Here is a 26,508-nt window from a genome sequence, read left to right as displayed (position 1 = left end):
ATTGGAATGGGCTGTATTGTAAAAAAATGACCCTACTCAAAAAACGGAACATGATTTTGCTGTTTACCATGATGCAAGTGGTAGGATTTTGGGCTAAGACCAGAATAAGACTTAAAATCGTGAATAAAATGTGCTTGGTCATAATAACCACAATCAAAAGCAATATCTGTCCAATTGACCTGCTCTCTGCCTTTAATGATCTGAAGTACCTTCTGAAACCGCTGGATACGAGAAAATTGTTTAGGAGTCAATCCGACTTCATTCTTAAATACCTGAATAAATCTTCGTGGACTCAAATTGATTTGTTCATTAATATCAGCAATCTTCAACTCATGTGGTAAATGAAATTTCATAAGCGCAAACATAACCGCGGGATGCTGTGTCGAGTCTCTATCCATCATTTCCAATAGATGATGTTCTATAATTCTGAATTTAATAACTGAGGATTCAGCCTCAAGGAGCTGTTCCCGTATTTCAGCAGCTTTCGGTCCCCATAGTGTATCTAATGATACCTGCTCATTGCGTAATTCATCAGCTGGTAAATTAAAGAATGGGAAAGTACCACCTGGTTTAAAATGAACCCCCATTGTTGACGCTTGACATGCTGTATCGATAACAGCAAAGTTCGAATGCGGTCCAGAGACAAGACTGCCACTAAAACTTTTGAAACGGTCATAATTCTTTTGGTCATATACCTTAATCAAGTCTTCTTCAAGATTGATAACCAATTCCATTGAGCCATCTGGAAGGACACGTTCCATTTCGTGTGGCGGTTTGTAACCTTTATATAACCAAAAAGTTCTTATAAAATCCGACAAGGGTGGCTGAGGATGGTATGTACGGAAAATGGCCATGGCAATCACTACCTCCAATTGATTCTAAAAAACACGAACTCTACTTACAGTTTACGCAAAAACATGAAATTTTTAAACCGCTTTCAATAGAGCTGCCGGGATTTAGTTTGGATTAAAGTGCAATTTACGTCTTGAATAAACTTTTTTATTAACCCCTTCTTCATTTTTATTTGGTTAAATTAAAGCTTTGCTCAATTAAATTATAAATTTCCCCTTTTGGATCGGTACGTTCTAAAACAAGCGAAATCCAATGTTCCTTATCCATATGATATCCGGGTAAAATTTTTTTTCCATTTCTTATACTGTCACTTATTTCGGGGGGACATTTTAAATTCAGAACATCTATTTCCTCATTTCCATCTAATCCTAATTTTTCTGGTAGAACATTCATTATGAGACCATACCATTTCTCGCTAGATTCATGTCTCAAAGCTGCATATTCAGGAAATTTCCCCCATGGATAATCAGGTAATGTACCATAGTTTTCTTTGATGTGTTTAAAGATATCTTCTCTTGTTAACATACTGAATAATTCCTCCAACTACTTAAATAGACTCTCGACATTTGCCGAGCTGGAGTTTTTATCTCCTCTATTCCCGCGTGCCTTCATGTAGCCTTTATTATCAATACTCATCCCGCTCATCCGTTATTGTACTTACAAGTGGTTTGAAATCCTGCGAATAAACGAGCGTTTATGAGTAAATTGAATCTAACTGAGGGAGTTTAAGTGTATTTTTTCACAAAATTGCAGTTACCATTATAATTATTCTTTAAATTCAGTTTACACTAACCTATATTATTAAGTAAATCCATTCAGAGCTTACTGTTTTCATTTCGCCTGATATTGGGCAAAATAAAAATAAGATGTAACACGTAATATGAAAATTACCGCCAGTGCTGACACACTAACGGTAATAGTGCAATAGCCCTTCAAAGGGGCGACTCACTAATTCAAGTAAAAAACCACCTTAAATTAGCAGGCCGGGCTTGGGGGGTTATTTTTTATTGTGAAATGACAGGATTGCTACGATTAGCATTCCGAAAGTAATCATCAGATATACTGTATCGTATACTGGCATTGGCAACACCCCCCTTTAATTCTAAAAGGAAGCGAGCCATCACCTATGAAAGATCTTATAAGATGATTGGGTTTATTTTCTGTTTTTCCTTCTATTTTTTGATGTATCACTTCCTTTATTGGGCTGACGGATAAAAAATCATCATTTGTTGAAAAAGGGGTATAGTTAACCTTCTGAGCTCGCTCTTTCGGTAAGATGTTTAATCTTACTTTCATTGCTCGATAACTCCTTTCCTTTTTCTTTTCCAATCTTCTTTGTTTTTTTGGTGATATTTCCAAATCATTAAACCTCAAATGCTGTTGCTACAATAAAGCCACTAGAGATTCAATATTTAAAAACCTCTCGAAGTTTAGTCATTAGAAACTTTTACCTTTTTTTATTTCGTTTAGTTAAACGTATGGCGGTGGCGACTTGTACTATTCCAAAAAAATAAAAAAAACGAGTTTTCTACTCGTTTTATCTAAAAATATCTATAATTTCAGTCGGCTTTTTTAATATATAAACACTCATGAATAGGTGGACAACCTAATATCAGCCAGATAGCAAAAAAAGTGTCAGCTCTTAACGTTTTTTCATTATTAAAGATCAAACTAAGGTTCGCCTTTTTAAGTCCAGTTTTTTTACAAATATCAACTTGTTTAATTTTCTTTTCTTTGGCAATGTCTTTAAATCGATTTTTAATTTCTAAACTATCCACTTCCCTAGAATTTAGTAAAGGGGACAATGTTTCTACATCCAATAATTTAGAAATTGCTGCACCTTTTATAAAATCCTCAATTTTGGCTTCTGGAGTATCACTTTTTCCGCGAAATGAATTATCTAAATTAATCCAGTCAACCATATTTTTTATCTTTTCATAAGTTTCATCCTTCATTTCAATTTCTATTTTCATGTATAAAACCCTCTTTTCAAGTGCATGATATTTAGGTAACTAAAGGCTTTAAAGGAGTTGTATCCTATGTTTCGTAAAAATAATGATGATTTAAAGGAATATGTTGAAGACATACTAGAAAAGGGAAGAAAAGGATAAATTCATTTAAATATATGAAGGACTTTGTTTAACTATGCTAAACTTTTTTGAACTCAAAGAAACTTACCCCTAAAAGTTAGAGTTTTTATTATGCAGCAGATTGGTTGGATTGAATTCGGTATTCGACTGGACTCAATCCAGCTAATTTTTTCTTTTGCTCGTTCATGAAGAAAGCTTAGGAGTTTCCATCTTTTGCGTTTGTTACAGTTAACTCATTGGCAGCTAAAGTTATACAGTTGCGAAGATATTCACCTACAGATATATCAGTCGTAAAGGTACACTAAAAGTAAATAATGAAAAGTTTGCCCGCCCGACAATGCTTAATTTCAGCAATAAAAATGATTGATTTTTTCATTTTGTTCTCCTATGCTTGCTTTTCATTTTTATGGCTTTGCACATCTTAATTATCTTGAATTTGCTTTATCAATACAAGAATTTATTCCACAATCTGGCCCGATTGCTACATAGTCAAATCAAGGTACCTAAGCTTACGCATCAGTTCGTTGAATCGTATATAATATATGGACTAAAGGGATTTTAGCGATTTAACAGTTATCGAATTGTCTTAGAGTTTTTAGACTTAAAAATAGTTTTACCTATAAGAAGTATTAGGAAAGCAATAATAAACAGAATTACCAAAGAAATTAAATACGCTCCTATTCCTATCCAAACTACATACCAAATCAGGTGACAGCCTTTCTTTCAACGTCCTGTTACTTTCCAAGTCCTTTACAACGTAGCTATCCATTCAAAACGTAGGTGCCTCCTTTATGCCTGTGAGTTTGATACCGCCGTTGTTCGGTATAGCGTATTTCATATGGTGCAGTCTTACTCTACACCACTCACCCAACATTAGTTGGGACATAGGTTTCCCTATGCTCGTAACTTAGACCCTTACATTCAGAAGTTCGTCAGTCCTTCTTTCGAAGGTCATTCTCACCATATCTAGTTTTTCAGCCATGCGGCATATCAGTTGGCATACCTTCTCCAACGGGTGGCTCCAGCCTTCCTTCTGCCGAATCTACCTGTACTTCACACCCATTGACCTGTCAGTCAAGACGCATGCAGGAGTGTTGATGGGATGGCTTCGAGAAACATGGTTCCGTCATTTCCATCCTCCGCTGTAAAGTTGAAGTTTAAAATGTAAAATAACTTCCTGTATTTCACGCTGTAAAGCGCTTATAACAGTACTTGTCGTGCGCACCAGTTACTTTAAGTACAATTTTTCACAAGTATACTTAACTGACTTAAAATTTTAGGATTATAAAGAAAATTCTATTGCCCACTTTCCGTTGGTATAGCATACATTAAGAGTAAATTTTACATCATAATTATTTGGAAGTTCTTTTTCTGGCATAATTTCAATTACACTCCTGTACTCATTCTTACCTACTTTTTTATTATGCAATGTATTACTATGTTTCCCAATTACAAAGTTACCTTTATTGTCTTCTTCAAACTAATGTCATGTGCGAATCACCTGATCAAACCATGCTTAATCCAGTTCAGAATTAAGTTTTTATTTTTTTGTAAGACCGGTATCCGTTTGCTCTGCGTAGTGAAGCGCTATTTTAAATTAATCGTTAATCCCTTTACTGAAAGAAAAATATAAATTGACAAATGGTCTGCCTTCCAAAATATAATCTTTTATACCAGTTGGTGTTTCTTTCCTAATCTTTAATTTGACTATCAAAAGACTCCCTAGAAAAAAGCAACCGATATTTCCCTTCGTAATGTGACATATTCAATATTAACAATGTGACATTTGTGACTTAATTAATTTGTTCATGTCTTTTATGATTGTAATAGATTAAACATGATGGAAAAGAGGAAAAAATATGCGCACTCTATTATTTCAAGGATACATGTGGGGTTATATTTTAAGTAAAGCAAACAAATCATTTACTATCAATAAATTAAACAAGGCAGGTAAGAACAAAGAAAAACTAGAACTGATGGATAAAATCATTCTAAAATGTACCAAAAATTTAATTAGAATCTCGGGTGCCGACCTTATAATAACAGGAACAGAAAATATTCCTTTAGATGAACCTGTATTATATGTTAGCAACCATCAAGGTAATATGGATATTCCAATTTTATATTCAACAGTTCCCCAAACGATGGCTTTTGTTGCTAAAAAAGAAATGGAGAAAATTCCGTTGCTGGGTTATTGGATGAAAGAACGAGGATGCGTTTTTATCAACAGGGATAACGCTCGTAGTTCCCTAAAGGCTATTAACCAAGCAATAGAAAGTTTAAAATCAGGTAATTCAATAGCAGTTTTTCCAGAAGGAGCTAGAAGTAAAGGTCCTGAAATTGGAAACTTTAAATCGGGTAGTTTACGAATTGCGATTAAATCTGGGGTTAAAGTCATTCCTGTGACCTTCAAGGATTCTTACAAATTGATAGGAAAGAAGGGTAAGAATACACCAGCAAAAGTTTCTGTCCATTACTCTGAACCCATCGATTCAAGAAATTTTAAAGATACAAACAAACTAGCCACAACAGTTCTAACACAAATTGAAAAACATTTGTAACAGGACAGGTAGACAGTGAGGATTACGCTAGCCCCCTTTCTTGGTATCTCCTTGATTATTACTCTGGGAGTTGCAAGCTTACAGTCCTTGCTCAGCTAACCTGCGTCGTTAGCACAAAAAGCGACTGCCCTCCTTGAACAATCGCACCATTTTATTGAAGGAATATTCGCTCAATTTAAAATCCTATATCCAAATAAGATTTTTAAAGAAAAATTACTAAAGGGCGGTAAGTTTATTTAGCCTGTTTACCAGAGGTTCTTTCCACTCATCAGCCAATTCCTCAACAGCTAATAATCTTTTTATTCCTTCAATATCTTTTTGTTTATGAAAATAAATCTCATTTCCATAAAGATTCGATACTTTGTTAGGGTGCGATTCCAACAATGTAATTTTAGAATTTTTTCGTACAATACCTTCTTCTAAAACACGACATAAATAACCAGTAAAACCTGTTTGTACCATCCTTTTTAGAAGAGAAGGTTGATTAGTTCGCTTAGTAATTGTACTACACGGGCTTCTACCTTGATCGTGGTTAAACAACGAAAGACTTTCCAGTGTCCTATTTCCACTTCACGCTTTTTTCTTTTTATCTTTTGATTTCAATTATTCATATTTCATCCAGTGGTGAACAAAATCAACTTGTATATGTTTATTTTGTAGGGGAAATGAGGTATACTATATATAGAAAGTCATAAGATAATAAAAGATCGCCCATGTTGGTACATGGACCGGTCTATTGTGTAAAAGCCCTTCAAGGGGGCAGCTCACATGTTTGAGTTAAAAAAGTAACCAACCAAAATGCGCGCTAGGCATTCATCGGGTGGTTACTTTTTTTGTTCTTCTGTAAGATTATTTACAATACAATCAAGATAGTGCTTTAAATAGCGCAATGAATCGGGCTGTTATTAATAAACAGGTTGAATCCAATCCATGTAAGGATCCAGTATTTAAAAGATCAGGTATCACTCCTTTGCCTATACATTCATTACGCCATACACATGCGGTTCTGTTCAAGCATGAAATATACAAAAAAGACTTGGCCATGGAAGTATGCAAATCACATCCGATGTTTACTCCCCTCGTTTCCAGCAAAATCGAGAAAGATAACACAGATCAATTTGAAAACTACATGACCAAGATTTTAAAATAAAAATTTTTATATTTTTTTGTGGGTGTTTGGTGGGCGAAGGCTGTTTTATAATTTAATTTACAGGCGCGCCCACACATGATAACCCTTCTATAACAGGCTTAATAGCTAGTTAGGTACTGCTCCCTCTCCCATGGGTGTACAGTAGTCCTGAACATATCCCATTCAATTTCTTTTGCCTCAATAAAATGTTCAAATAGATGTTCACCAAGAGCTGAAGTGATAACTTCAGCTTTTTGCAGTTCTTCCAATGCACCCATTAATGTTGAAGGCAAATCTTTAATGCCGTTCTCTTCGCGTTCATCCTTAGTCATTACATAAATATTACGATCAACAGAAGTTGGTGGTGTTAATTTATTTTGAACACCGTCAAGCCCTGCAGCAAGTAATACTGCCATAGCCAAATACGGGTTAGCAGATGGATCCACACTTCTCACTTCTATTCGTGTACTTAATCCTCGTGAATACGGTATACGGACAAGTGGGCTCCTGTTAGATGCAGACCACGCTACGTAAGAAGGAGCTTCATAACCGGGAACCAGTCTTTTATACGAATTAACTGTTGGATTTGTAACTGCTGTAAAATTAGTAGCATGTTTCATGATTCCGGCAGTAAATTGAAAGGCTGTATCACTTAGTTGGATTTCGCCTTCTGTATCAAAGAATTTATTTTCGCCATCTTTGAACAAGGACATATTGACATGCATTCCGGATCCATTTACTCCAAATAAAGGTTTAGGCATGAATGTCGCATGTAAATTATGTTTTCTTGCTATAGTTTTAACAACTAATTTAAATGTTTGTATATCATCAGCATGTTTTACTGCATCAGAATATTTAAAATCAATTTCATGTTGACCTGGTGCTACCTCATGGTGGGATGCTTCAATTTCAAATCCCATTTCCTCAAGTTCAAGAACTATATCTCTGCGGCAATTTTCCCCTAGATCTGTTGGAGCTAAGTCAAAATATCCTCCGTGGTCATTAAGTTCCAACGAAGGTGCTCCATTTTGATCAAGCTTGAATAAAAAGAATTCCGGTTCTGTTCCAATGTTAAATGCATCGAAACCTAATTCTTCCATTATTTTCAAATTCCTTTTCAAATTGTACCGTGGACAACCTTCAAATGGAGTCCCATCTGGATTATAAATATCACAAATAAATCGTGCCACTTTTCCTTTATCGGATGTCCAAGGAAATACAACAAAAGAATTTAAGTCTGGGTATAAGTACATGTCTGATTCTTCTATACGTACAAACCCTTCTATAGACGATCCATCAAACATCATTTTATTATCCAATGCCTTATCCAACTGGCTGAGTGGAATTTCCACATTCTTGATAATCCCTAGCATATCGGTAAATTGCAGGCGGATAAATCTCACATTTTCCTCATCAATACGTTCCTTAATTGCTTCCTTCGTAAACCTGTCACTCATAATTCCTTCTCCTCCTAATGCTAATGTTTTTTATAACAAGTATGTAATTAGAAAATAAGGTTAACCTTATTTTTCTTATACTTTTTTAATGCTTAACAAAAAATCTTGATAGTTCACCTTGTCTTAAACTTACTTTCCCATACTTTCCGGCTTCAGTCAGTTCATTTTTCAATATTTGTTTTAATTCCTTTTTAGTTAAATCAGGTGCCTTTTGCTGTTTTAACTCTGTTTTTTCCTGTTCGGTTAATAAGAATTTTATTCCTACTATATTCAGGCCATTATCCAGTAAATTCTTAATTTCCAGGAGCTTATCAACATCATTAAAAGAAAACAATCGCTGATTTCCCGAGGTTCTCTCCGGGGCTATTAACTGATGTTCTTCATAATATCTAATTTGTCTGGCAGTCAGCTCCGTCAGTTTGATAACAATACCAATGGAGAACAAGGGCATGGAACGGCGATCTTGATCATTCAATTCATGACCCCCCCTCATCTATAATAGTTACCAGCATACAGTATGTGAGGTAATCTGTCAAATTGATGTAAGTTTATCTAACATGGACTGAAATAAAAAAAGAAAAGAGTAAAATTAGCTTACCCTTTTCCTATACCCTATTTTATAGATAAATATGCATTATTCAGCAGAACCTTTACAGATTCAATTAATGCAATTTTTACATGTGCATATGTAAGTCCACCTTGAACAAAAGCAATATATGGCTCTCTAATTGGACCATCGGCAGATAATTCAATACTTGAGCCTTGAATAAATGTTCCGGCAGCCATAATTACTTCATCCTCATATCCAGGCATTTCACTTGGATATGGTGTAACATACGAATTCACTGGAGAATTTTGTTGGATTGCCTGACAGAATGCTATCATTTGCTTTGCGTTATTAAATGTAACGGATTGGATTAAATCAGTTCTTTTCGCCTGGTAATGTGGTGTTGTTTCAAAACCAGCCAATTCTAAAAACCTTGCAGTAAATACTGCTCCTTTTAATGCTTCACCAACGATATGTGGTGCTAAAAAGAAACCTTGATACGTCTCCTGCAGCGTGTTTAATGTCGCACCTGTTTCTTTACCCAGTCCTGGAGCTGTTAATCTGTTGGCACACTGAAGAATAAGATCCTCACGACCTGCAATATACCCGCCTGTTCGAACAATACCACCGCCAGGATTTTTAATAAGGGAGCCTGCAATTATATCTGCTCCAACATGTAAAGGTTCTTTTTCTTCAACAAATTCGCCATAACAGTTATCAACAAATACAATTAAATCTTCATTGATACCTTTAACAAATTGAACCATTTCCTCTATTTCATCAATTGTAAAAGATGGTCTGTCATCATACCCTTTTGATCTTTGTATACCAATGATTTTTGTTTGATTTGATATAGCATCTTTTACGGCTTCAAAATCGATCATTCCGTGTTCTTTTAAATTCACTTCATTATAAGCAATATTATAATCCATTAGTGAACCGGCATTGCTGCCTCTTTTGCCAATCACTTCTTCTAATGTATCATAAGGTTTGCCAGTAATATAAATCAATTCATCCCCTGGGCGCAGCATGCCAAATAAAGCTGTTGATATTGCATGTGTTCCTGATACTAACTGTGGTCTTACTAATGCGTCTTCTCCACCAAACACCGCTGCATATACTGCTTCTAATGCTTCACGGCCAAGATCATCATAGCCATACCCGGTAGTTGAGCTAAAATGACTGTCACTTATCCGGTTGTTTTTAAATGCTTCGAGAACACGCTTTTGATTTGTCTCCACGATAGAATTGATTTCTTTATGTTTTATGCTGCAATCGTCTTCCGTTTGTTTAGTTAATTGTTCGATCATGTTTAGTTACTACTCCTTTAATAAACTTTTCAATGGATGGTCTTCTGCCATAAATCCTTTTATAATGTATTGATTCGTGTCTTCATCAAAATATTTCTTTTTAGTAATCGTGTCACGTTCCAAACGATTAAGCGTTTTTCCTTCATCGGGATTTAAACTTAATGTATACCTATCCCATTGTTCCGTTAAGATAACTTCAATTTTCTCTAAAAGCATATCAATGTCCGATTGTTCGTTTGCACTAATAAAAACATACGGATGATTCATTGGGATTACATCATCTTTTATTAAATCTTTTTTATTATATACCGTAAGCATTGGCAGTGTATGTGCATCCAGATCTTCAAGAAGCTCCATTACAGTATCCTGATGCTGTTCCTGGTCTATATGTGACCCATCAACAACATGCAGTAAAAAGTCGGCTTCCGTTACTTCTTCAAGGGTTGACCTGAATGAAGCAATTAGTGCAGTAGGCAATTCCTGCAAAAACCCGACTGTATCTGTAATTAAAGCCTGAAATCCAGTAGGGAGCTGAACTTTTCTGGTTAAAGGATCCAGTGTTGCAAATAACTGATTTTCTTCTAAAGAATGACTATTTGTCAGCAGGTTAAATAATGTGGATTTACCCGCATTTGTATATCCGACAATTGCGATTTGAAAAACATCATTATTTTTTCTTCGTTTTCGATATTGTTCACGTTGCCTGACAACTACCTTTAATCTTCGTTTAATATCATAAATTCGTCCTCTAATATGCCGTTGATCTGTTTCCAGTTTAGTTTCCCCAGGTCCCCTGGTCCCAATCCCTGCACCCAGTCTTGACATTGATATCCCTTGCCCATGAAGTCTAGGCAGCAGATATTCCAATTGAGCAAGCTCAACCTGAAGTTTTCCTTCTTTTGTTTGAGCTCGTTGTGCAAAAATATCCAGTATGAGCTGACTTCGGTCAACTAATCCAACTTCGAGTCGATTGCTTAAATTTCGTAATTGTCCTGCGGATAACTCATCATTTGAAATTACTAAATCTATTTCCAGTTCGTCTACTTCTCTTTTTATTTCTTCTAACTTTCCCTCACCTATATATGTTGCAGGATGGATACGGCTTCGATTTTGGGTCATTACTTTCTTTACCGTTCCACCCGCTGTCTTACTTAATGAAATCAATTCTTCTAAAGAGGATTGAAATCGCTCCTCATTTTGTTCCTGTTTTTTTACTGCGATAATCAGTATTTTTTCTTCGGGCATGTTTTGTTAACCTCTTTCCATAACATACGTTTGTGAGTACGATGTCATCATTCAGTATCTATATCATATCAAAGAAGTTACAGCACCACAAAATACAGGATACTCGTAATTAATGACTTAGGTTATCAAATTGTATATCCTTACCTGTCAAATGAATAAGGTCCTCTGCCTGAAATTGGCCTTGTGATAATAAACGTACCGCATGCTTTCTTATTGCATGCTCAATAACATTTCGTACATATCGTGCATTTGAAAAATTCCGCTCTTTAGCAAGTGTCTTTTTATATAAATGCGCATGTAATTTCCATTCCGCTTCTTTCGTTAATTGATATTCTCTTTCTGAAGCCATTTGTTTTGCAATTTCCATCAAGTGATCAACTTCATAATCTTTAAAATCCAATATAAAAGGAAATCTGGACTCAAGACCAGGGTTTAACGTTAAAAAACGTTCCATTTCAAATGGATATCCAGCTAAAATTAAAACAAAATCATTATGGTTATCCTCCATATGCTTCACCAATGTGTCAATTGCTTCTTTACCAAAATCTTTTTCACCGCCGCGAGCCAGGGAATATGCTTCATCAATAAATAATATGCCACCCATTGCCTTTTGAATAATGGAACGAGTTTTCTGTGCGGTTTGCCCGATATATTCCCCTACAAGGTCAGCCCGCTCCGCTTCAATAAAGTGTCCTTTGGAGAGCAAATTCATATCAAAATATATTTTAGCAAGCTTTCTGGCAACCGTCGTTTTTCCAGTTCCGGGATTCCCTTTAAATAGCATATGAAGGACCTGTTTCGAGCAGGTAAGGCCAATCTCCTCCCGCTTTTCATTAACGACGATTGTAGCATATATCTCTTTAATGGTGCGTTTTAATTCCTTCATCGCAACGAATGATGAAAATTGTTGATCGATAAGTGTAAATGGGCTGTTTTTAACATAATGTAATTGATGATCATGATCTATCTTTACTTCTTTTTTATCATTTAAAACAATGTTAATTTGCCCACTTCTATTACGTGTCATCTGTGTTGCCACGTCATCACCCCTCAGTCACTTTATTATACGCCTGGAATAAATAAGTTGTGACAACCGCCTATGGTACAAATGCGTGGGGTGCTTAAGTAGTTCCTTGATTTTCATGCTTCTATTTCTTCTAAAATAAAAAACGAACGCTCTCCCTCGAGCGTCCGTTAATGTTAATTTTTTTATTCCTTTTCAATTGTAACATTTTTGACAGGTGCAAAAGTTGAAATTGCGTGTTTAAATATTAATTGTTGCTTACCATCTGTTTCCAATAATACCGTAAAATTATCAAAAGCTTTTACAATACCCCTTAATTGAAAACCATTTGTCAGAAATACGGTAACTGAGACATGATTTTTTCTCAGTTGATTTAAATATTGATCTTGGATGTTCACTGTTTGAGCCATAGCACTTCCTCCTCTTTTCTATCTATATATATTTATTTCTACGTATTTTCCAGGAATCCTGCTAAATCTTCCAAAATTATTCCAAATCTTTCATTCATTGAATCAGGTGTAATCGTATACCATGTAATATCCATTTTATTTCTGAACCAGGTATACTGTCTTTTCGCATATCTTCTTGAATTACGTTTTAATATTTCAATTGAATTTTCAATGCTTTGTTCCCCATCTAAGTATGGGATAAATTCCTTATATCCAATGGCTTTCATTGATTGCTTATTACCATATCCTGCTTGATACATTTGTTTGACTTCATCAAGCAGGCCATCATCCAGCATAGAATCGATTCGTTTATTAATTCGATCATATAATAGTTCCCTATCCATTTCCAACCCAAGAATTAAACTATTGTAGACAGGCCTGAAATCTTGCTTTTCTTGATACTTTGACATGGTTAATCCAGTTGTTTCATAGATTTCCAATGCACGAATGACCCGTCTGTGATTATTTGGATGAATTTTCTCTGCTTGTACGGGATCAATATCTTTTAGACGACTATACAATGGGGTAATTCCTTCTGCCTCGACTATTTCTTCCAATTTCTTTGTAACGGAATCATCTTTTTTTTGTACTGAAAAATTATAATCGTATAACGCAGCCTGTATGTATAAACCACTTCCACCAACAATAATTGGCAGTTTTTGCCTTGCAGTAATTTCATCAACATATTTTCGAACATAGTATTGAAAATCAGCAGCAGAAAATGTTTCATCTGCATTTTTAATATCTATCATATGATGGGGAATTCCCTGCATTTCATCGGTGGTGATCTTTGCTGTACCAATATTCATACCTTTATAAATCTGCATGGAATCCCCGCTGATTATTTCCCCGTTAAACCTTTTGGCAATCTCAATACTTAGTTTTGTTTTACCAACTGCAGTTGGGCCAACAATTGCAATTACAGTTTTTTTCATTAGTATCCCCTAAATTACATTGATTTATTCATATGCACGATATGCGTGAAGCATCCAAACATACTTTTCCAGTTTAGCTTGAATTGAAATTAACAGATCTTCCGTCGGATTATCTTCAATTTCACTTGCAAGTGGAAGACCCTCCTTCTTAATTTCCGAAATGATTTGTCCATAATCCTGAACTAACTGTGCAACCATTTCATTTTCTTTATCATCGGCATTTGCTTCATTTAATGTTGTTTCTTTTAAATATTTTACCATCGTTGCTAATGGTTTTCCATCGATCATCAAAATTCGCTCGGCAATCTGGTCCAGATCACTTGCAAACATAGTATACATTTCTTCAAATGTTTCATGTAATTGAAAAAAATGTCTTCCTTGAACAAACCAATGATACCGGTGTAATTTGACATACATTACATGGTAATTTGATAATAATTGATTCAGGAAATTAATAAGTTTTTGATTTTCCATCATACACCTCGCTAGCCTTTTTTATAGCTTTAGCAAGGCAGATTATAATTATACATTTCTACATGACACGTTTGAACATTTTTTCCAGTTCATAGGAAGAAAAATGTACGATAATTGGTCTTCCATGCGGACATGTGAACGGATCTGTTGTCTGACGCAAATCTTCCAGCAATCGAAACATTTCTTCATTATTTAAATAATGATTTGCTTTGATGGAACGTTTACAGGACATTAAAATTGCTGCATCTTCCCTGATTGTTTCTATATTTATTTTTTCCTCTGTCATAATTTGCTCGATCATTTCCCTGATAACCTCTTCTTCAAATCCATTCGGAAACCAGTTGGGATGGGAGCGGATCACATAGGTTTGATGACCAAATGATTCAAAAAATAATCCGACATGTTCTAGCTTCTCTTTATATTGTTCAATAAATATTGTTTCCTGCTTCGAAAATTCAAATGTTAAGGGAAGTAATAATTCCTGTGATTCATTCATCGTGGTCCCAAGCTTTTTCTTGAAGAATTCGTATTTGATCCGTTCCTGCGCAGCATGCTGATCTACCATATATAAGCCATTCTCATTCTGGGCCAATATATAGGTTCCCTGTAATTGACCAATCGGGTACATGGCAGGAACCCGTTGTTTTAAAATTGTTTCTTCAGGTAAATTAGCTTTTTCCCACTCTGATACTACATTTTTATTTATTATTTCTTCACTGCTATTGTCTTTCGTTACTGTCGGGGTTGGATCATAATCCTGCCTTTGGTGATTATTGAATTCCGACAGTTTTTCATGGACTGCTCTGTCTCTATTCCAGTTTGAAACAGTGTCCTGTTGTATTACCGGGCTGTCAAAGTTCATTGCATGCTGCATGGACTTTTCCTTTGGCAATGGCTTTTGCTGTAATTCCGGGATTAATGTTATTTCCCTGAATTTTTTTCTGATTGTCTCTTCAAGTGCAGAAAATAACTCTTTATCCTTACTAAAACGCACTTCCAGTTTTGTAGGATGTACATTCACATCCACTAGGATAGGATCCATATTTATCGATAGCACCGCAATGGGAAACCTTCCAATCGGCAGTAAGGTATGGTATGCACGGATGATTGCCTGCGTCAGTGGAATACTTCTAATGTAACGTCCATTTATAATTGTTGAAATATAATTACGTGAAGCCCTGGTGATTTCCGGTTTAGCAATATATCCCTCGATGGAAAAATCTAATGTTTCATGTTTTATTGGGAGCATTTTTTTGGCTGAGCCCATTCCATATACATTTGATATAACCTGCAATAAATCACCGGTGCCGGATGTCTTAAATAATCCTTTACCGTTATGTGTCGCTTCAAACCTGATTTCAGGATGTGACAATGCAAGTCTATTGAGCAGATCCGTAATATGTCCCAGTTCAGTATGCAAGCTTTTCATATATTTCAAACGGGCCGGTGTATTAAAAAACAAATCTTCCACGAGAAATTCTGTTCCTTTTCTCGCATCACTTTTCTTTTTCTCTGTAACCTTTCCACCTTCTAATGTTAAAAGTGTTCCTGCCTCGTTACCCTGGGAGGTTTTAATCGTTAGTCTGCTTACAGATGCAATACTTGCGAGCGCCTCACCGCGAAATCCTAAAGTTTTCACATGAAATAAATCACTTTCATGCTTAATTTTACTTGTTGCATGTCTTAGAAAGGCACGTTCACAATCTTCTTCAGACATACCATCCCCATCATCTGTTATTTTAATTTGCTGCAAGCCTGCCTCCAGAACTTCTACTTTTATCCATGTACTGTTTGCATCAATACTATTTTCGATTAGTTCCTTTACGACAGATGCCGGTCGCTCAACAACTTCACCCGCAGCTATTTTATTAGCTAATATATCGGGCATTTGTACGATTTTCATGCAAACAATCCTTTCTGTTAGAAAACTATTTCCTGGCGTTCTTTTGCAGTTTATATAATTCATTCATTGCTTCCATTGGTGTCATTTCAAATAGATTCATGTTCTTTAGCTCGTTGATCACTTTCTCATTTGATATTGTTCCTTTTTCTTTCTTTGCCGGCTTCTCTTCCTCCACAAAAAACGAAAGCTGACCAGCCTCTATTTTTTCCGTCCTGGTTGCTGGTTTATCTTCACTTTCCAATTGTTGTAATATTGTACTTGCACGTTCAATTAGGGCTTCAGGCAGCTCTGCCAGCCTGGCAACATGAATACCATAGCTCTCATCAGCTGCACCATCTTTAATTTGATGAAGAAACACAACATTACCTTCATATTCCTCTGCCCTGACATGAATATTTTTCAAATTGGATAGTGATTCCTCCAGTGCCGTCAGTTCATGATAATGTGTGGAAAACAATGTTTTAGCATGGATATTATTATGAATATATTCCACAATTGCCTGAGCCAGAGCCATTCCATCATAAGTGCTTGTCCCACGCCCGATTTCATCTAGTAAAATTAAGCTTTTATCAGTGGCATTTGCAATGGCATGATTTGCTTCCAGCATCTCCACCATAAATGTACTTTGACCTGATGTGAGATCATCCGCAGCGCCAATCCGTGTAAATATTTGATCAAATATAATAAGATCTGCACGATCACATGGAACAAAACAGCCAATTTGCCCCATAATAACCGTTAAAGCCAGTTGCCGCATATATGTACTTTTCCCGGACATATTCGGTCCCGTAATTAATAATATATTTTTATTATCATCAAGAGAAACATCATTGGGTACGAATGAACCGTCTTTCATAACCTGTTCTATTACTGGATGTCGACCGCTCTTTATTGCTAAATTATTATCGACAAACTTGGGCCGCTTGTAATTATTAGCTTCGCTGACTGTTGCAAATGCCTGCAACACATCTATTTTACTAACTACATCAGCTAAATGCTGGATCTCCGGAATATATTCTTTGATTTGTTCGCGAATTTCAGTAAACAGTTTGTATTCCAAATCTATACTTTTTTCCTCTGCCTCCAGGATGAGTTGCTCTTTTTCCTTTAATTCTGGTGTAATATAACGCTCTGCATTTGTAAGTGTTTGTTTTCGTTCATATTTACCTTCTGGAAGTAAATGCAGGTTCGCTTTAGTAATTTCGATATAATACCCAAACACCCTGTTATAACCGATTTTAAGTGATTTAATTTTCGTTTCCTGTTTTTCTTTTTGTTCTAATTCCGCAATCCACTTTTTTCCATTTCTGGAAGCATGCCGGTATTTGTCAAGCTGTTCATTGTAACCATCCTTAATAATAGATCCCTCTTTAATGGATAATGGTGGATCTTCTACTAAACTCATTTCCAATAACTCTATTAAATGTTCAGGAAAAATAAGCTCCTGCGCTATTTTTTTGATCTTTTTTTGCTCAAACTGACTTAATATTGATTTTACCTGTGGGATTTTCTCTAAAGATTGTTTTAACTGAATAAGGTCACGTCCATTAACATTACCAAAAGCAATTCGACCGGAGAGTCTTTCTAAATCATATACTGATTTCAGTTCTTCACGTAATGTATCTCTTTCCATGAAGCCATGATAAAATCCCTCTACAACTTCCAATCTTTCTTCAATTATTTGTTTATTTAATAAAGGACGTTCCAGCCATTTTTTCAGCATTCTTGAACCCATTGCTGTTACTGTTTTGTCAAGTACCCATAATAGACTGCCATGTTTCCCTTTTTTTATAATTGTTTCAGTTAATTCAAGATTGCGTTTCGAATACATATCGAGTGATAAGTAATTATTTAATTCAATGACTTCTGCCTGCTGTAGGTGGTCAAGTGACCGTTTTTGGGTATGTTGTACATAGTTTAACAATCGACTGAAGGCCTTCATCAGACGTTCATCATTTAAATTTCCACATAGGTCCCGGTACTCTGCATTAAACTTCACTTCATCCTGATAGGATAATGTCACATTTAACCGTTCACGTAATTGTTCTTGCATATCCTCAGGTAAATTAGAAGATATAACAATTTCTTTAATCGGTTGATTATATAATTCATGGATCACTGCATCCCAGCCGTGTGAAATCAATGCGATCCGATTCTCTCCTGTTGATAAATCATTATAAACGACAACATGGGAACCATCTTTAAAATAAGAGAGACTTGCAATATAGTTGTTTTCACCTTCATGGAGCATATTACTTTCCATCACTGTACCAGGAGTAATCAGCTGTACAACTTCTCTTTTCACGACACCTTTTGCCGTTTTTGGATCTTCCACTTGCTCACAAATTGCAACTTTATATCCTTTATCTACTAAAATTTTTATGTAATTTTCGGCTGCATGATATGGAATTCCACACATTGGTATGGGTTCCTTTTGACCAGGGTCACGTTTCGTCAGTGTAATTTCCAATTCTCTTGCAGCACTGATTGCATCTTCAAAAAACATTTCATAAAAATCACCCAAACGGAAAAACAGGAAAGCATCCTTATGATCCGCTTTGATTTTTAAATATTGCTCCATCATTGGTGTGTGTTTTGACATGTTTAATCCTCCAAAAAAACCCGAAATATTCTTATCCTATTATAGCATATTATGAAATGGTGAGACGAATATTGAAATTGAACAAAAAAAATACGAGAGAATATATCCCTCGTAAATTTTTAATCTTTTTTACCTAAAAAATCTGGCTTCACATCCTCCAATTCATCATCTGTCAATTCAAATCCCCATGAATCGTCGTCATCATCATGATTTTCCCATTTTGGATTAACCTTTACAGAAAGTCTTGTTTCGCCAATAACCTGCACAATGAATTCCCGTTCAATTTCAACAACAATTTTATGCCCTTTATTTGAAATCTTACATTCCAGACAGTTTGGTTGTTGTACTACTTTTGCAATAACATCAAATTCATCATTGATGCAATTATCATCCTTAACGGAAAGTGGGATAACATCCGTGTAAGTTACCCTTTCTGTTACCACCTCTGTTTTCGTATTATCATTATAGGAATACCAGATATTAATGTCATAGCTTCCATGGATCTCTACTGTATCTTCTGATTTCTTCTTTGCATTATATAAATGATTGATCACCCAGCACCCTAAAATACTTGTAGGCCTGTGTGATGGCGATACCGAATGGGATTCCTGCGTAAACTTTTTTCCTCTGCCAATAACGGCCTTTGTAATGATTTCTCTATAGTCTTTATCAAGAAAAGTCATAATTACTTTTACCTCCTCTTTTTTCATTGTCATTTTATGCAAGACAAACACCTAAAGTGCATAGCTCTTTTTTGAAAGAGAGGAAAGCATGAGTTATTATGTCTTTATCACAGTAAATTCGCCTATAACGAAAGAAAAAACCAAGCGGGGAATTAGATTCCTCACCTGGTTTTAGTATTAGTGTCCACAGCTGGTACCGTTAGTTGATTTAGAGCCGGTTTCTCCTGCTAAAACATCGCCACCCGTTGATTCGATTACATTGTTTGTGACTTCTCTGGCAATTGTTCCTGATACCAATTGCAATACGTCATTTACAACAATTTGTGTCTCTTTAAATTCCTGAACTACTGGAATTTCATCGATTTCTTCCTGAAGACGATCAATTTCAGCTTCTACCTTTTTCAGTGCCTCTGTTTTCTCATAGGCTTGAAAATTAACTGCTTGTTTTTGTAATGTTTTAATACGTTGAATTAATTGCTGTACCTTTTTATTTTCGTTGATCTTTGCTTCCACTTGTTTAAATCGATCAATTTCCTCTGTATTTGCAAGCATTTCTGCTAATTTTTTTGCTTCATCTAATATTTGTGTACGAGTATATTCAGCCATGTTAGTTCACCTCAACTGTTTTTTCTGCCATTTTACCATTTAATGACCATGTTTTCGTTTCTGTTATTTCAACTTCTACAATTTTTCCAATCACAGACCTTGGTCCTTTAAAGTTAACAAGTTTGTTTCTTTCTGTATATCCAGCAAGAACATCAGGGTCTTTTTTACTTTCACCTTCAACTAAAACTTTAACAACCTGTTTGTCATATGTTTTCATAGATGCTGCGGATTGTTTGTTTACAAGGTCATTTAGACGATATAAACGCTGCTTTTTCACTTCTTCCGGTACATCATCTTTTTTGCGTGCTGCCGGAGTACCATCACGAGGTGAATAAATGAATGTGTATGCTGCTTCAAAACCAACCTCTTCCACTAATGTCATTGTCTCTTCAAATTGCTCTTCTGTTTCATTAGGGAAACCGACAATAATATCCGTTGTGAGTGTTGCATTTGGCATCGCTTTTCGGATTTTACGAACAAGCTCCAGATAGTCTTCTCTTGTATACTTCCGATTCATTTTTTTCAATACTTCGCTACTTCCTGATTGTACAGGCAGGTGGATATGATCGAGTAAATTACCGCCTTGAGCTATTACTTCAATCAATCGATCGTCAAAATCCCTTGGATGTGAAGTTGTAAACCTGACACGTGGTATATCTATTTTATGAAGAGCATCCATTAAATCGCCAAGTCCATATGTCATATTCTCAAGGTCTTTTCCATATGCATTCACATTTTGCCCAAGTAGTGTAACTTCCTTGTAGCCCTGTGCAGCTAAATGGCGTACCTCCTGGATGATATCCTCTGGTCTCCTGCTGCGTTCCTTACCGCGTGTCATTGGAACGATACAGTACGTACAGAATTTATCGCAACCATACATAATATTAACCCATGCTTTAATTTTACCTTTACGGGCCTTTGGAAGGTTTTCAATAATGTCTCCTTCTGTTGACCATACTTCAACAATCATTTCTTTACCGAATAATGCTTCTTTTACCAAGTGCGGAAGACGATGAATATTATGCGTTCCAAAGATTAAATCAATATGCTGGTGTTTTTTCAGGATGCGATCAACAACAGATTCCTCCTGTGACATACAACCACAAATACCTATAATCAGATCCGGATTTTCCAGTTTCAATGGCTTCAAATGACCGATTTCACCAAACACTTTATTTTCTGCGTTTTCACGAATTGCACATGTGTTCAATAAGATGATATCAGCATCATTTGTATCATTTGTAGATTCATAACCCATTTCGGTTAAAATTCCTGCCATTACTTCTGTATCATGCTCGTTCATTTGACAGCCGTATGTACGAATAAGGAACTTTTTCCCTTTTCCAATATTCTCCATATCTTCAGGAATTGAAAAGTCATAATGAAACTGAACGTCCTCTTTCCGACGTTTTCTTGCTTTCTTTATATCAGGTGGCTGATAATTCGATTGAAAATATTTAGTAATCATATCATCACTTGAAGTATTTTTAATTCGATCCATATTATGTTCATCAGACTTTACATCTGTTGGATTTTCCACTTGTCTTATTTGAGCTTGCTCTTTCCGTTGCTCTTCGTTCATCATTAATCTCCTTTCTATTTAGACATATATAAATATGTATAACTGTACATTACATTATTACAGTATAAAGCCTTTGACTAAATTTAACAATACTTCTGAAGTCAGCACAAACAAAAAAGCCTCCTGCATAAGAAGGAAGGTTACCAAATTTGTCATTTTTATATCTGGACTTGTCGAAACTTTGAGATAGGTTAAACTATCCAAGTTACTGGTCTTCTACATAAAAATAGTGCTACGAGGTTACGTAACACTATCTATCATTCGTTTTTAATTATCTTGGCTCAATAATCAACTTAATTGCTGTTCGTTCTTCATTATCAATCATAATATCGGTAAAGGCTGGGATACATATTAAATCGACTCCGCTTGGTGCTACAAATCCTCTTGCTATGGCAACCGCTTTAACGGATTGGTTTAATGCCCCTGCTCCGATTGCCTGAATTTCTGCTTTGCCACGTTCTCGTAAGACATTTGCAAGTGCACCTGCTACTGAATTTGGATTTGATTTTGCTGAAACCTTTAATACGTCCATTACTAGTACCTCCTTCATTTCCTATTGGACTTCTATTGCTACTATATTCCTGGAGATGTTAGCTTATTACCCTATTATGCATCAATAATTCGAAACATTCAATTAATCAACCGAAGAATGGATGATCATCATTTATTAAGATACGTTCTACATTGGTTGCCTTACCACTTTTGTTTTCGATCGTCACTAAAAACCCATTTAACTGTGTTCTACCCTTCTTCGTAATTTCAAAACGTACCGGCATGGAAGTAAGAAATCTTTTAATTACTGCGTCTCTTTCCACCCCTAAAATTCCATCATACGGCCCCGTCATCCCCACATCAGATATATATGCGCATCCTTCAGGTAAAATACGTTCATCTGCCGTTTGGGTATGTGTATGTGTACCAACAACAGCACTAACCCTTCCATCGACATACCAGCCCATTGCCTGTTTCTCGCTTGTTGCTTCTCCATGAAAATCAACAAAAATAATATCAGTACGTTTTTTTGCTTCTTTTATTAATTCATCAGCTTTGCGAAATGGATCATCACCTGTTGGAAGAAAAGTTCTTCCCTGTAAATTAATTACTGCTACTTCTATACCGTTAATATTTATAAAAACCATACCTTTTCCTGGGTTGCCTTCAGGGAAATTTGCCGGTCGAATCATGTATTTTGCATCATCGATAAAATCAAATATTTCTTTTTTATCCCATGTATGGTTACCCATTGTAATAACCTGAGCGCCCCATTCCAGAAATTGTTTATAAATTTTCTCATTTATTCCTTTGCCAGATGCTGCGTTTTCACCATTAATAATTGTTATATTTGGACGGTGTTTTTCCTTTAATTTTGGTAAATACTCCTGTACCATATCTCTTCCTGGAGAGCCAACGACATCTCCAATAAATAAAATCTTCATCTTATGATCACCCTAACTTTTTTAATAAGTCTCTTCTGTTAATTTTGTTGCTTTTAATCTTCAAATTGGATATAAAGTGCGACGTAATGACAATTCTTTTGCAAACGCTAGTTAAGAGCAGGGATTCGCTCCAGAAACACATTTCGCTTTCCGCGGGCGGCTGGTGAGCCTCCTCGTGCTACGCACTCGGGCACTCGGGGGTCTCACCTATGCCTTTCCTCCCGCAGGAGTCTTCAATGTGTTTCCTCCGCTGGATTTCCGGTTACTGCCGATGTACTGCATTAGTAATCAATTTTTAAAACATCGAACCACCTTACCAGTTCGGGTGAGCGAAGGGCGGTGACTCCTTGAAAATACAGATCTATTTTCTGCGTGCGATGCAGATGCTGTCGAAGCTTTCCTTGTCCTGCGGGAACAAAGGTTTTCGGTGGGGCGAGTAATCGCAGTCCCAGCACATGTCCGAAGACCCCGCAGAGTGATTTTCTCGAGGAGGCTAAGGCCGTGCCCGCGGAAAGCATCCGCCCGGAGCGATCCCGGACGGCAGCAAGAGCACAGATCATGGGAATTTAATCTTAATTGACGTCGCAGTATATATCCTTTGCGGCATAAACAACAATTCATTTCGGTGGGACGGGCAGTGCGCAGTCCCAAATCTTTAAAAAACAGCTTTTAATACTAATAGCTATAGCTTTTCATAATGCATATGCAATGTCAAAGTATATAAAAAAATAAAAGCGACTATATAGCCGCTTTTATTTTGCATATTCAACTGCTCTTGTTTCTCTAATCACAGTTACTTTAATATGACCTGGATAATCGAGCTCTCCTTCTATTCGTTTTCGAATATCCCGTGCGATACGAACAGATTCAATGTCGTCAATTTCATCAGGTTTTACCATAATTCGAATTTCTCTTCCGGCTTGAATTGCAAATGATTTCTCTACACCAATGAATGATTCAGAGATTTCCTCAAGCTTTTCCAAACGTTTAATATAATTTTCCAATGTCTCACTTCTTGCCCCTGGACGGGCAGCAGATAGTGCATCAGCTGCAGCTACCAGAACAGAAATGATGGAAGTAGGTTCTTCATCACCATGGTGTGAAGCGATCGAATTTATAACAACCTCATGTTCCTTGTACTTCATTGCCAGCTCTTTACCGATCTCAACATGACTTCCCTCAACTTCATGATCAATTGCTTTTCCAATATCATGAAGTAATCCCGCTCTTTTTGCTAATGTAACATCTTCACCTAATTCAGCAGCCAGCAATCCGGAGAGATATGCAACCTCTGTAGAATGCTTCAGGACGTTCTGACCATAACTTGTACGATATTTTAGACGGCCAAGTATTTTTACTAAGTCTGGATGCAGTCCGTGTATACCGACCTCAAATGTTGTTTCTTCACCAATTTCCCGTATATATTCATCAACCTCACGTCTGGCTTTATCCACCATTTCTTCAATTCTTGCAGGGTGGATTCTACCATCTTGCACGAGTTTTTCCAATGCCATACGAGCTGTTTCTCTTCGAACTGGATCAAAACCGGATAAAATTACTGCCTCTGGTGTATCATCAATGATTAAATCGATACCAGTTAATGTTTCCAATGTTCGTATATTACGACCTTCACGGCCGATAATACGACCTTTCATCTCATCATTAGGTAGGTTTACAACGGATACAGTTGTCTCTGCAACATGGTCCGCAGCACAGCGTTGTAAGGCTAACGAAAGAATACTTTTTGCCTTTTTATCAGCTTCTTCTTTTGCACGATTTTCAGCTTCTTTAATCATTAATGCTGATTCGTGTGTTACCTCTTGTTCAATGCGCTCTAAAATAATTTGTTTAGCCTGGTCTGTTGTATATCCTGAAATGCGTTCAAGCTCCGTTTGCTGCTCTTTTTTCATAGCTTCCACTTTGCTTTCCATTTCTTCAATTTGTTGTTGTTTTTCTGTTAGGGATTGATCTCTTTTCTCTAACATAAGTTCACGCTTGTCTAATGTTTCATCTTTACGATCCAGATTTTCTTCTTTCTGCATTAGACGGTTTTCTTGCTTTTGCGCTTCTGTACGGCGTTCGCGTAATTCTTCCTCTGCCTGCTGGCGAAGTTTATGATTCTCATCCTTCGCCTCAAGAAGCGCCTCTTTCTTAGCAGCCTCCGCATTTCTTCGTGCTTCTTCAGCTATTTGTTTAGCTAATGTTTCAGCACTGGAAATTTTAGCTTCTGCAATTGATTTACGTATCAGATAACCAACAAACAGACCTACGATTAGGATAAAAGCAAGCAAAATGGAGATGATTAAAGGATTGTCCATGATTTCACCTCCCATTGCTATAAAATTGTACAATTCATTATTGTCGGCATGTACCCATTTAAAATGCAAAAATAACAATAAATCTTATAAGTAAATTATAAAATTATACAGTTTAATTTTAATTGTCTACATGGCGAATGTCAAGGAAACGTCATAAGTATTTAATGAAGGTTATACTTTAGATAAAAAAAACCTTATTAACAATTGTTAATAAGGGTGATACTGATTTCTTATACATCCAAACTTTCCTGTCCAACTTCTTTTTCTTTTTTTGATTCTTCTGTTGCTTCTGTCTCATCCAGCTCATAATGCTTGCGGATTGCGTTATGAATCTCATCCATGATCTCCGGATTTTCTATGAGGAACTGTTTCGCATTTTCCCGTCCCTGACCAAGTCTTTCCTCATTGTAGGAATACCATGCACCACTTTTTAGAACAATATCCAAATCGGAACCAATGTCGAGAATTTCCCCTTCTTTGGAAATACCTTTCCCGTACATGATATCCACTTCCGCCTGTTTAAATGGTGGTGCTACTTTATTCTTCACCACTTTTAATCTAGCTTTATTACCAATTATTTCATTGCCCTGTTTTAATGTTTCGGCACGGCGTACTTCCAGTCTTACAGAAGAATAGAATTTAAGGGCACGTCCACCAGGTGTTGTTTCTGGATTTCCAAACATCACACCTATTTTCTCTCGAATCTGGTTGATAAATATCGCGGTAGTTTTCGATTTGTTAATTGCTCCTGATAGCTTTCTTAAGGCCTGAGACATGAGGCGTGCCTGCAGCCCCATATGTGAATCACCCATCTCCCCCTCAATTTCTGCTTTAGGAACCAATGCGGCAACTGAATCCACAACAACAATATCTACTGCGCCACTGCGTACTAGCGCTTCGGCAATTTCCAGTGCCTGCTCACCTGTATCAGGCTGAGATAGAAGCAGTTCCTCAATGTCGACACCTAAAGCTCTTGCATAGGTAGGATCAAGCGCATGCTCTGCATCAATAAATGCTGCTTGTCCGCCTTTCTTCTGTGCTTCAGCGATCGCATGTAATGCTACAGTTGTTTTACCAGAGGATTCCGGTCCGTATATTTCTATAACTCTACCTCTTGGATAGCCCCCAACTCCCAGCGCTACATCCAATGCTAATGACCCACTCGGAACTGTAGCAATTTTTTGCCCTGCCTGTTCACCAAGTTTCATAATGGAACCTTTACCAAATTGTTTCTCTATCTGTCTTAACGCCATATCTAAAGCTTGTTTTCTATCACTCAACGTATTTGCCTCCTTTAATTATCTA

Annotated in this window: 23 protein-coding genes and 1 pseudogene; 1 reads left to right on the top strand and 23 read right to left on the bottom strand. The window is 36.4% G+C overall.

Features of this window, described 5'->3' with window-relative positions; all coding sequences use genetic code 11:
* Positions 1-32: 32 nt before the first annotated feature.
* From CIL05_RS09465 to CIL05_RS09450, 5 genes are all read right to left on the bottom strand, one after another.
* A complete protein-coding gene (locus tag CIL05_RS09465) occupies positions 33-854 on the bottom strand; it encodes a helix-turn-helix transcriptional regulator (protein WP_095655286.1) in 822 nt (273 codons plus the stop codon).
* A gap of 166 nt (positions 855-1,020) precedes the next feature.
* Entirely contained in the window at positions 1,021-1,377 is a 357-nt protein-coding gene (locus CIL05_RS09460; protein WP_095655285.1) for an MmcQ/YjbR family DNA-binding protein, read from the bottom strand.
* 472 nt (positions 1,378-1,849) lie between these two features.
* A complete protein-coding gene (locus tag CIL05_RS22910) occupies positions 1,850-1,906 on the bottom strand; it encodes a putative holin-like toxin (protein WP_369126498.1) in 57 nt (18 codons plus the stop codon).
* Positions 1,906-2,148 (bottom strand): hypothetical protein, encoded by a 243-nt coding sequence (locus CIL05_RS09455; RefSeq protein WP_095655284.1) that lies wholly within the window; start codon positions 2,146-2,148, stop codon positions 1,906-1,908. The genes CIL05_RS22910 and CIL05_RS09455 overlap by 1 nt, the downstream gene beginning before the upstream one ends.
* Positions 2,149-2,411: 263 nt before the next feature.
* Positions 2,412-2,825, bottom strand: a complete 414-nt coding sequence (locus CIL05_RS09450; protein WP_095655283.1) for a helix-turn-helix domain-containing protein — start codon at positions 2,823-2,825, stop codon at positions 2,412-2,414.
* 1,976 nt (positions 2,826-4,801) lie between these two features.
* On the opposite strand from CIL05_RS09450, the gene CIL05_RS09445 reads away from it, so the two are divergent.
* Positions 4,802-5,503, top strand: coding sequence for a lysophospholipid acyltransferase family protein (locus CIL05_RS09445; RefSeq protein ID WP_095655282.1), 702 nt, complete (start codon positions 4,802-4,804; stop codon positions 5,501-5,503).
* A 216-nt stretch (positions 5,504-5,719) separates the two neighbouring features.
* Here CIL05_RS09445 and CIL05_RS09440 read toward each other — a convergent pair.
* From CIL05_RS09440 to recA, 18 genes and pseudogenes are all read right to left on the bottom strand, one after another.
* Positions 5,720-6,028 (bottom strand): annotated as a pseudogene (locus tag CIL05_RS09440) (3-alpha domain-containing protein); the annotation flags it as partial.
* A gap of 723 nt (positions 6,029-6,751) precedes the next feature.
* Positions 6,752-8,089 (bottom strand): type I glutamate--ammonia ligase, encoded by a 1,338-nt coding sequence (glnA, locus tag CIL05_RS09435; protein WP_095655281.1) that lies wholly within the window; start codon positions 8,087-8,089, stop codon positions 6,752-6,754.
* An 85-nt stretch (positions 8,090-8,174) separates the two neighbouring features.
* Positions 8,175-8,582, bottom strand: coding sequence for a MerR family transcriptional regulator (locus CIL05_RS09430; protein ID WP_095655280.1), 408 nt, complete (start codon positions 8,580-8,582; stop codon positions 8,175-8,177).
* Between the two features lie 119 nt (positions 8,583-8,701).
* On the bottom strand, positions 8,702-9,946 hold the full coding sequence (locus tag CIL05_RS09425; RefSeq protein ID WP_095655279.1) for a methionine gamma-lyase family protein: 1,245 nt from the start codon (positions 9,944-9,946) through the stop codon (positions 8,702-8,704).
* 9 nt (positions 9,947-9,955) lie between these two features.
* On the bottom strand, positions 9,956-11,191 hold the full coding sequence (hflX, locus tag CIL05_RS09420) for a GTPase HflX (RefSeq protein WP_095655278.1): 1,236 nt from the start codon (positions 11,189-11,191) through the stop codon (positions 9,956-9,958).
* 109 nt (positions 11,192-11,300) lie between these two features.
* The gene (gene spoVK / locus CIL05_RS09415; protein WP_439144830.1) at positions 11,301-12,230 is read right to left on the bottom strand and encodes a stage V sporulation protein K; all 930 of its coding nucleotides are present in this window, start codon (positions 12,228-12,230) and stop codon (positions 11,301-11,303) included.
* 170 nt (positions 12,231-12,400) lie between these two features.
* On the bottom strand, positions 12,401-12,625 hold the full coding sequence (gene hfq, locus CIL05_RS09410; protein WP_095655277.1) for an RNA chaperone Hfq: 225 nt from the start codon (positions 12,623-12,625) through the stop codon (positions 12,401-12,403).
* A 38-nt stretch (positions 12,626-12,663) separates the two neighbouring features.
* Positions 12,664-13,599, bottom strand: coding sequence for a tRNA (adenosine(37)-N6)-dimethylallyltransferase MiaA (miaA, locus tag CIL05_RS09405; RefSeq protein WP_095655276.1), 936 nt, complete (start codon positions 13,597-13,599; stop codon positions 12,664-12,666).
* Between the two features lie 24 nt (positions 13,600-13,623).
* Positions 13,624-14,073 carry a Dps family protein gene (locus tag CIL05_RS09400; RefSeq protein WP_095655275.1) on the bottom strand — a complete coding sequence of 150 codons (450 nt, stop codon included), beginning with the start codon at positions 14,071-14,073 and terminating at the stop codon, positions 13,624-13,626.
* 58 nt (positions 14,074-14,131) lie between these two features.
* On the bottom strand, positions 14,132-15,976 hold the full coding sequence (gene mutL / locus CIL05_RS09395; protein WP_095655294.1) for a DNA mismatch repair endonuclease MutL: 1,845 nt from the start codon (positions 15,974-15,976) through the stop codon (positions 14,132-14,134).
* Positions 15,977-16,001: 25 nt separating this feature from the next.
* Complete coding sequence (gene mutS / locus CIL05_RS09390; RefSeq protein ID WP_095655274.1) at positions 16,002-18,578, bottom strand: DNA mismatch repair protein MutS; 2,577 nt, start codon at positions 18,576-18,578, stop codon at positions 16,002-16,004.
* Positions 18,579-18,697: 119 nt separating this feature from the next.
* The gene (locus CIL05_RS09385) at positions 18,698-19,261 is read right to left on the bottom strand and encodes an outer spore coat protein CotE (protein ID WP_095655273.1); all 564 of its coding nucleotides are present in this window, start codon (positions 19,259-19,261) and stop codon (positions 18,698-18,700) included.
* A gap of 177 nt (positions 19,262-19,438) precedes the next feature.
* On the bottom strand, positions 19,439-19,867 hold the full coding sequence (locus tag CIL05_RS09380; RefSeq protein WP_095655272.1) for a YlbF/YmcA family competence regulator: 429 nt from the start codon (positions 19,865-19,867) through the stop codon (positions 19,439-19,441).
* Position 19,868: 1 nt separating this feature from the next.
* Positions 19,869-21,449: a tRNA (N6-isopentenyl adenosine(37)-C2)-methylthiotransferase MiaB gene (miaB, locus tag CIL05_RS09375; RefSeq protein WP_095655271.1), complete on the bottom strand. Its 1,581-nt coding sequence runs from the start codon at positions 21,447-21,449 to the stop codon at positions 19,869-19,871.
* Between the two features lie 271 nt (positions 21,450-21,720).
* A complete protein-coding gene (locus CIL05_RS09370; protein WP_095655270.1) occupies positions 21,721-21,981 on the bottom strand; it encodes a stage V sporulation protein S in 261 nt (86 codons plus the stop codon).
* A 106-nt stretch (positions 21,982-22,087) separates the two neighbouring features.
* Positions 22,088-22,885, bottom strand: coding sequence for a TIGR00282 family metallophosphoesterase (locus tag CIL05_RS09365; RefSeq protein ID WP_095655269.1), 798 nt, complete (start codon positions 22,883-22,885; stop codon positions 22,088-22,090).
* 752 nt (positions 22,886-23,637) lie between these two features.
* The gene (gene rny, locus CIL05_RS09360) at positions 23,638-25,203 is read right to left on the bottom strand and encodes a ribonuclease Y (protein ID WP_095655268.1); all 1,566 of its coding nucleotides are present in this window, start codon (positions 25,201-25,203) and stop codon (positions 23,638-23,640) included.
* A 230-nt stretch (positions 25,204-25,433) separates the two neighbouring features.
* A complete protein-coding gene (gene recA, locus CIL05_RS09355; RefSeq protein WP_095655267.1) occupies positions 25,434-26,483 on the bottom strand; it encodes a recombinase RecA in 1,050 nt (349 codons plus the stop codon).
* Between the last annotated feature and the right edge of the window lie 25 nt (positions 26,484-26,508).

The organism is Virgibacillus profundi, from assembly GCF_002287375.1.
GTDB lineage: Bacteria > Bacillota > Bacilli > Bacillales > Amphibacillaceae > Virgibacillus_K > Virgibacillus_K profundi.
Note: the sequence above shows the minus strand (reverse complement) of the source record. Positions and strands in the feature narration are given on the sequence as shown.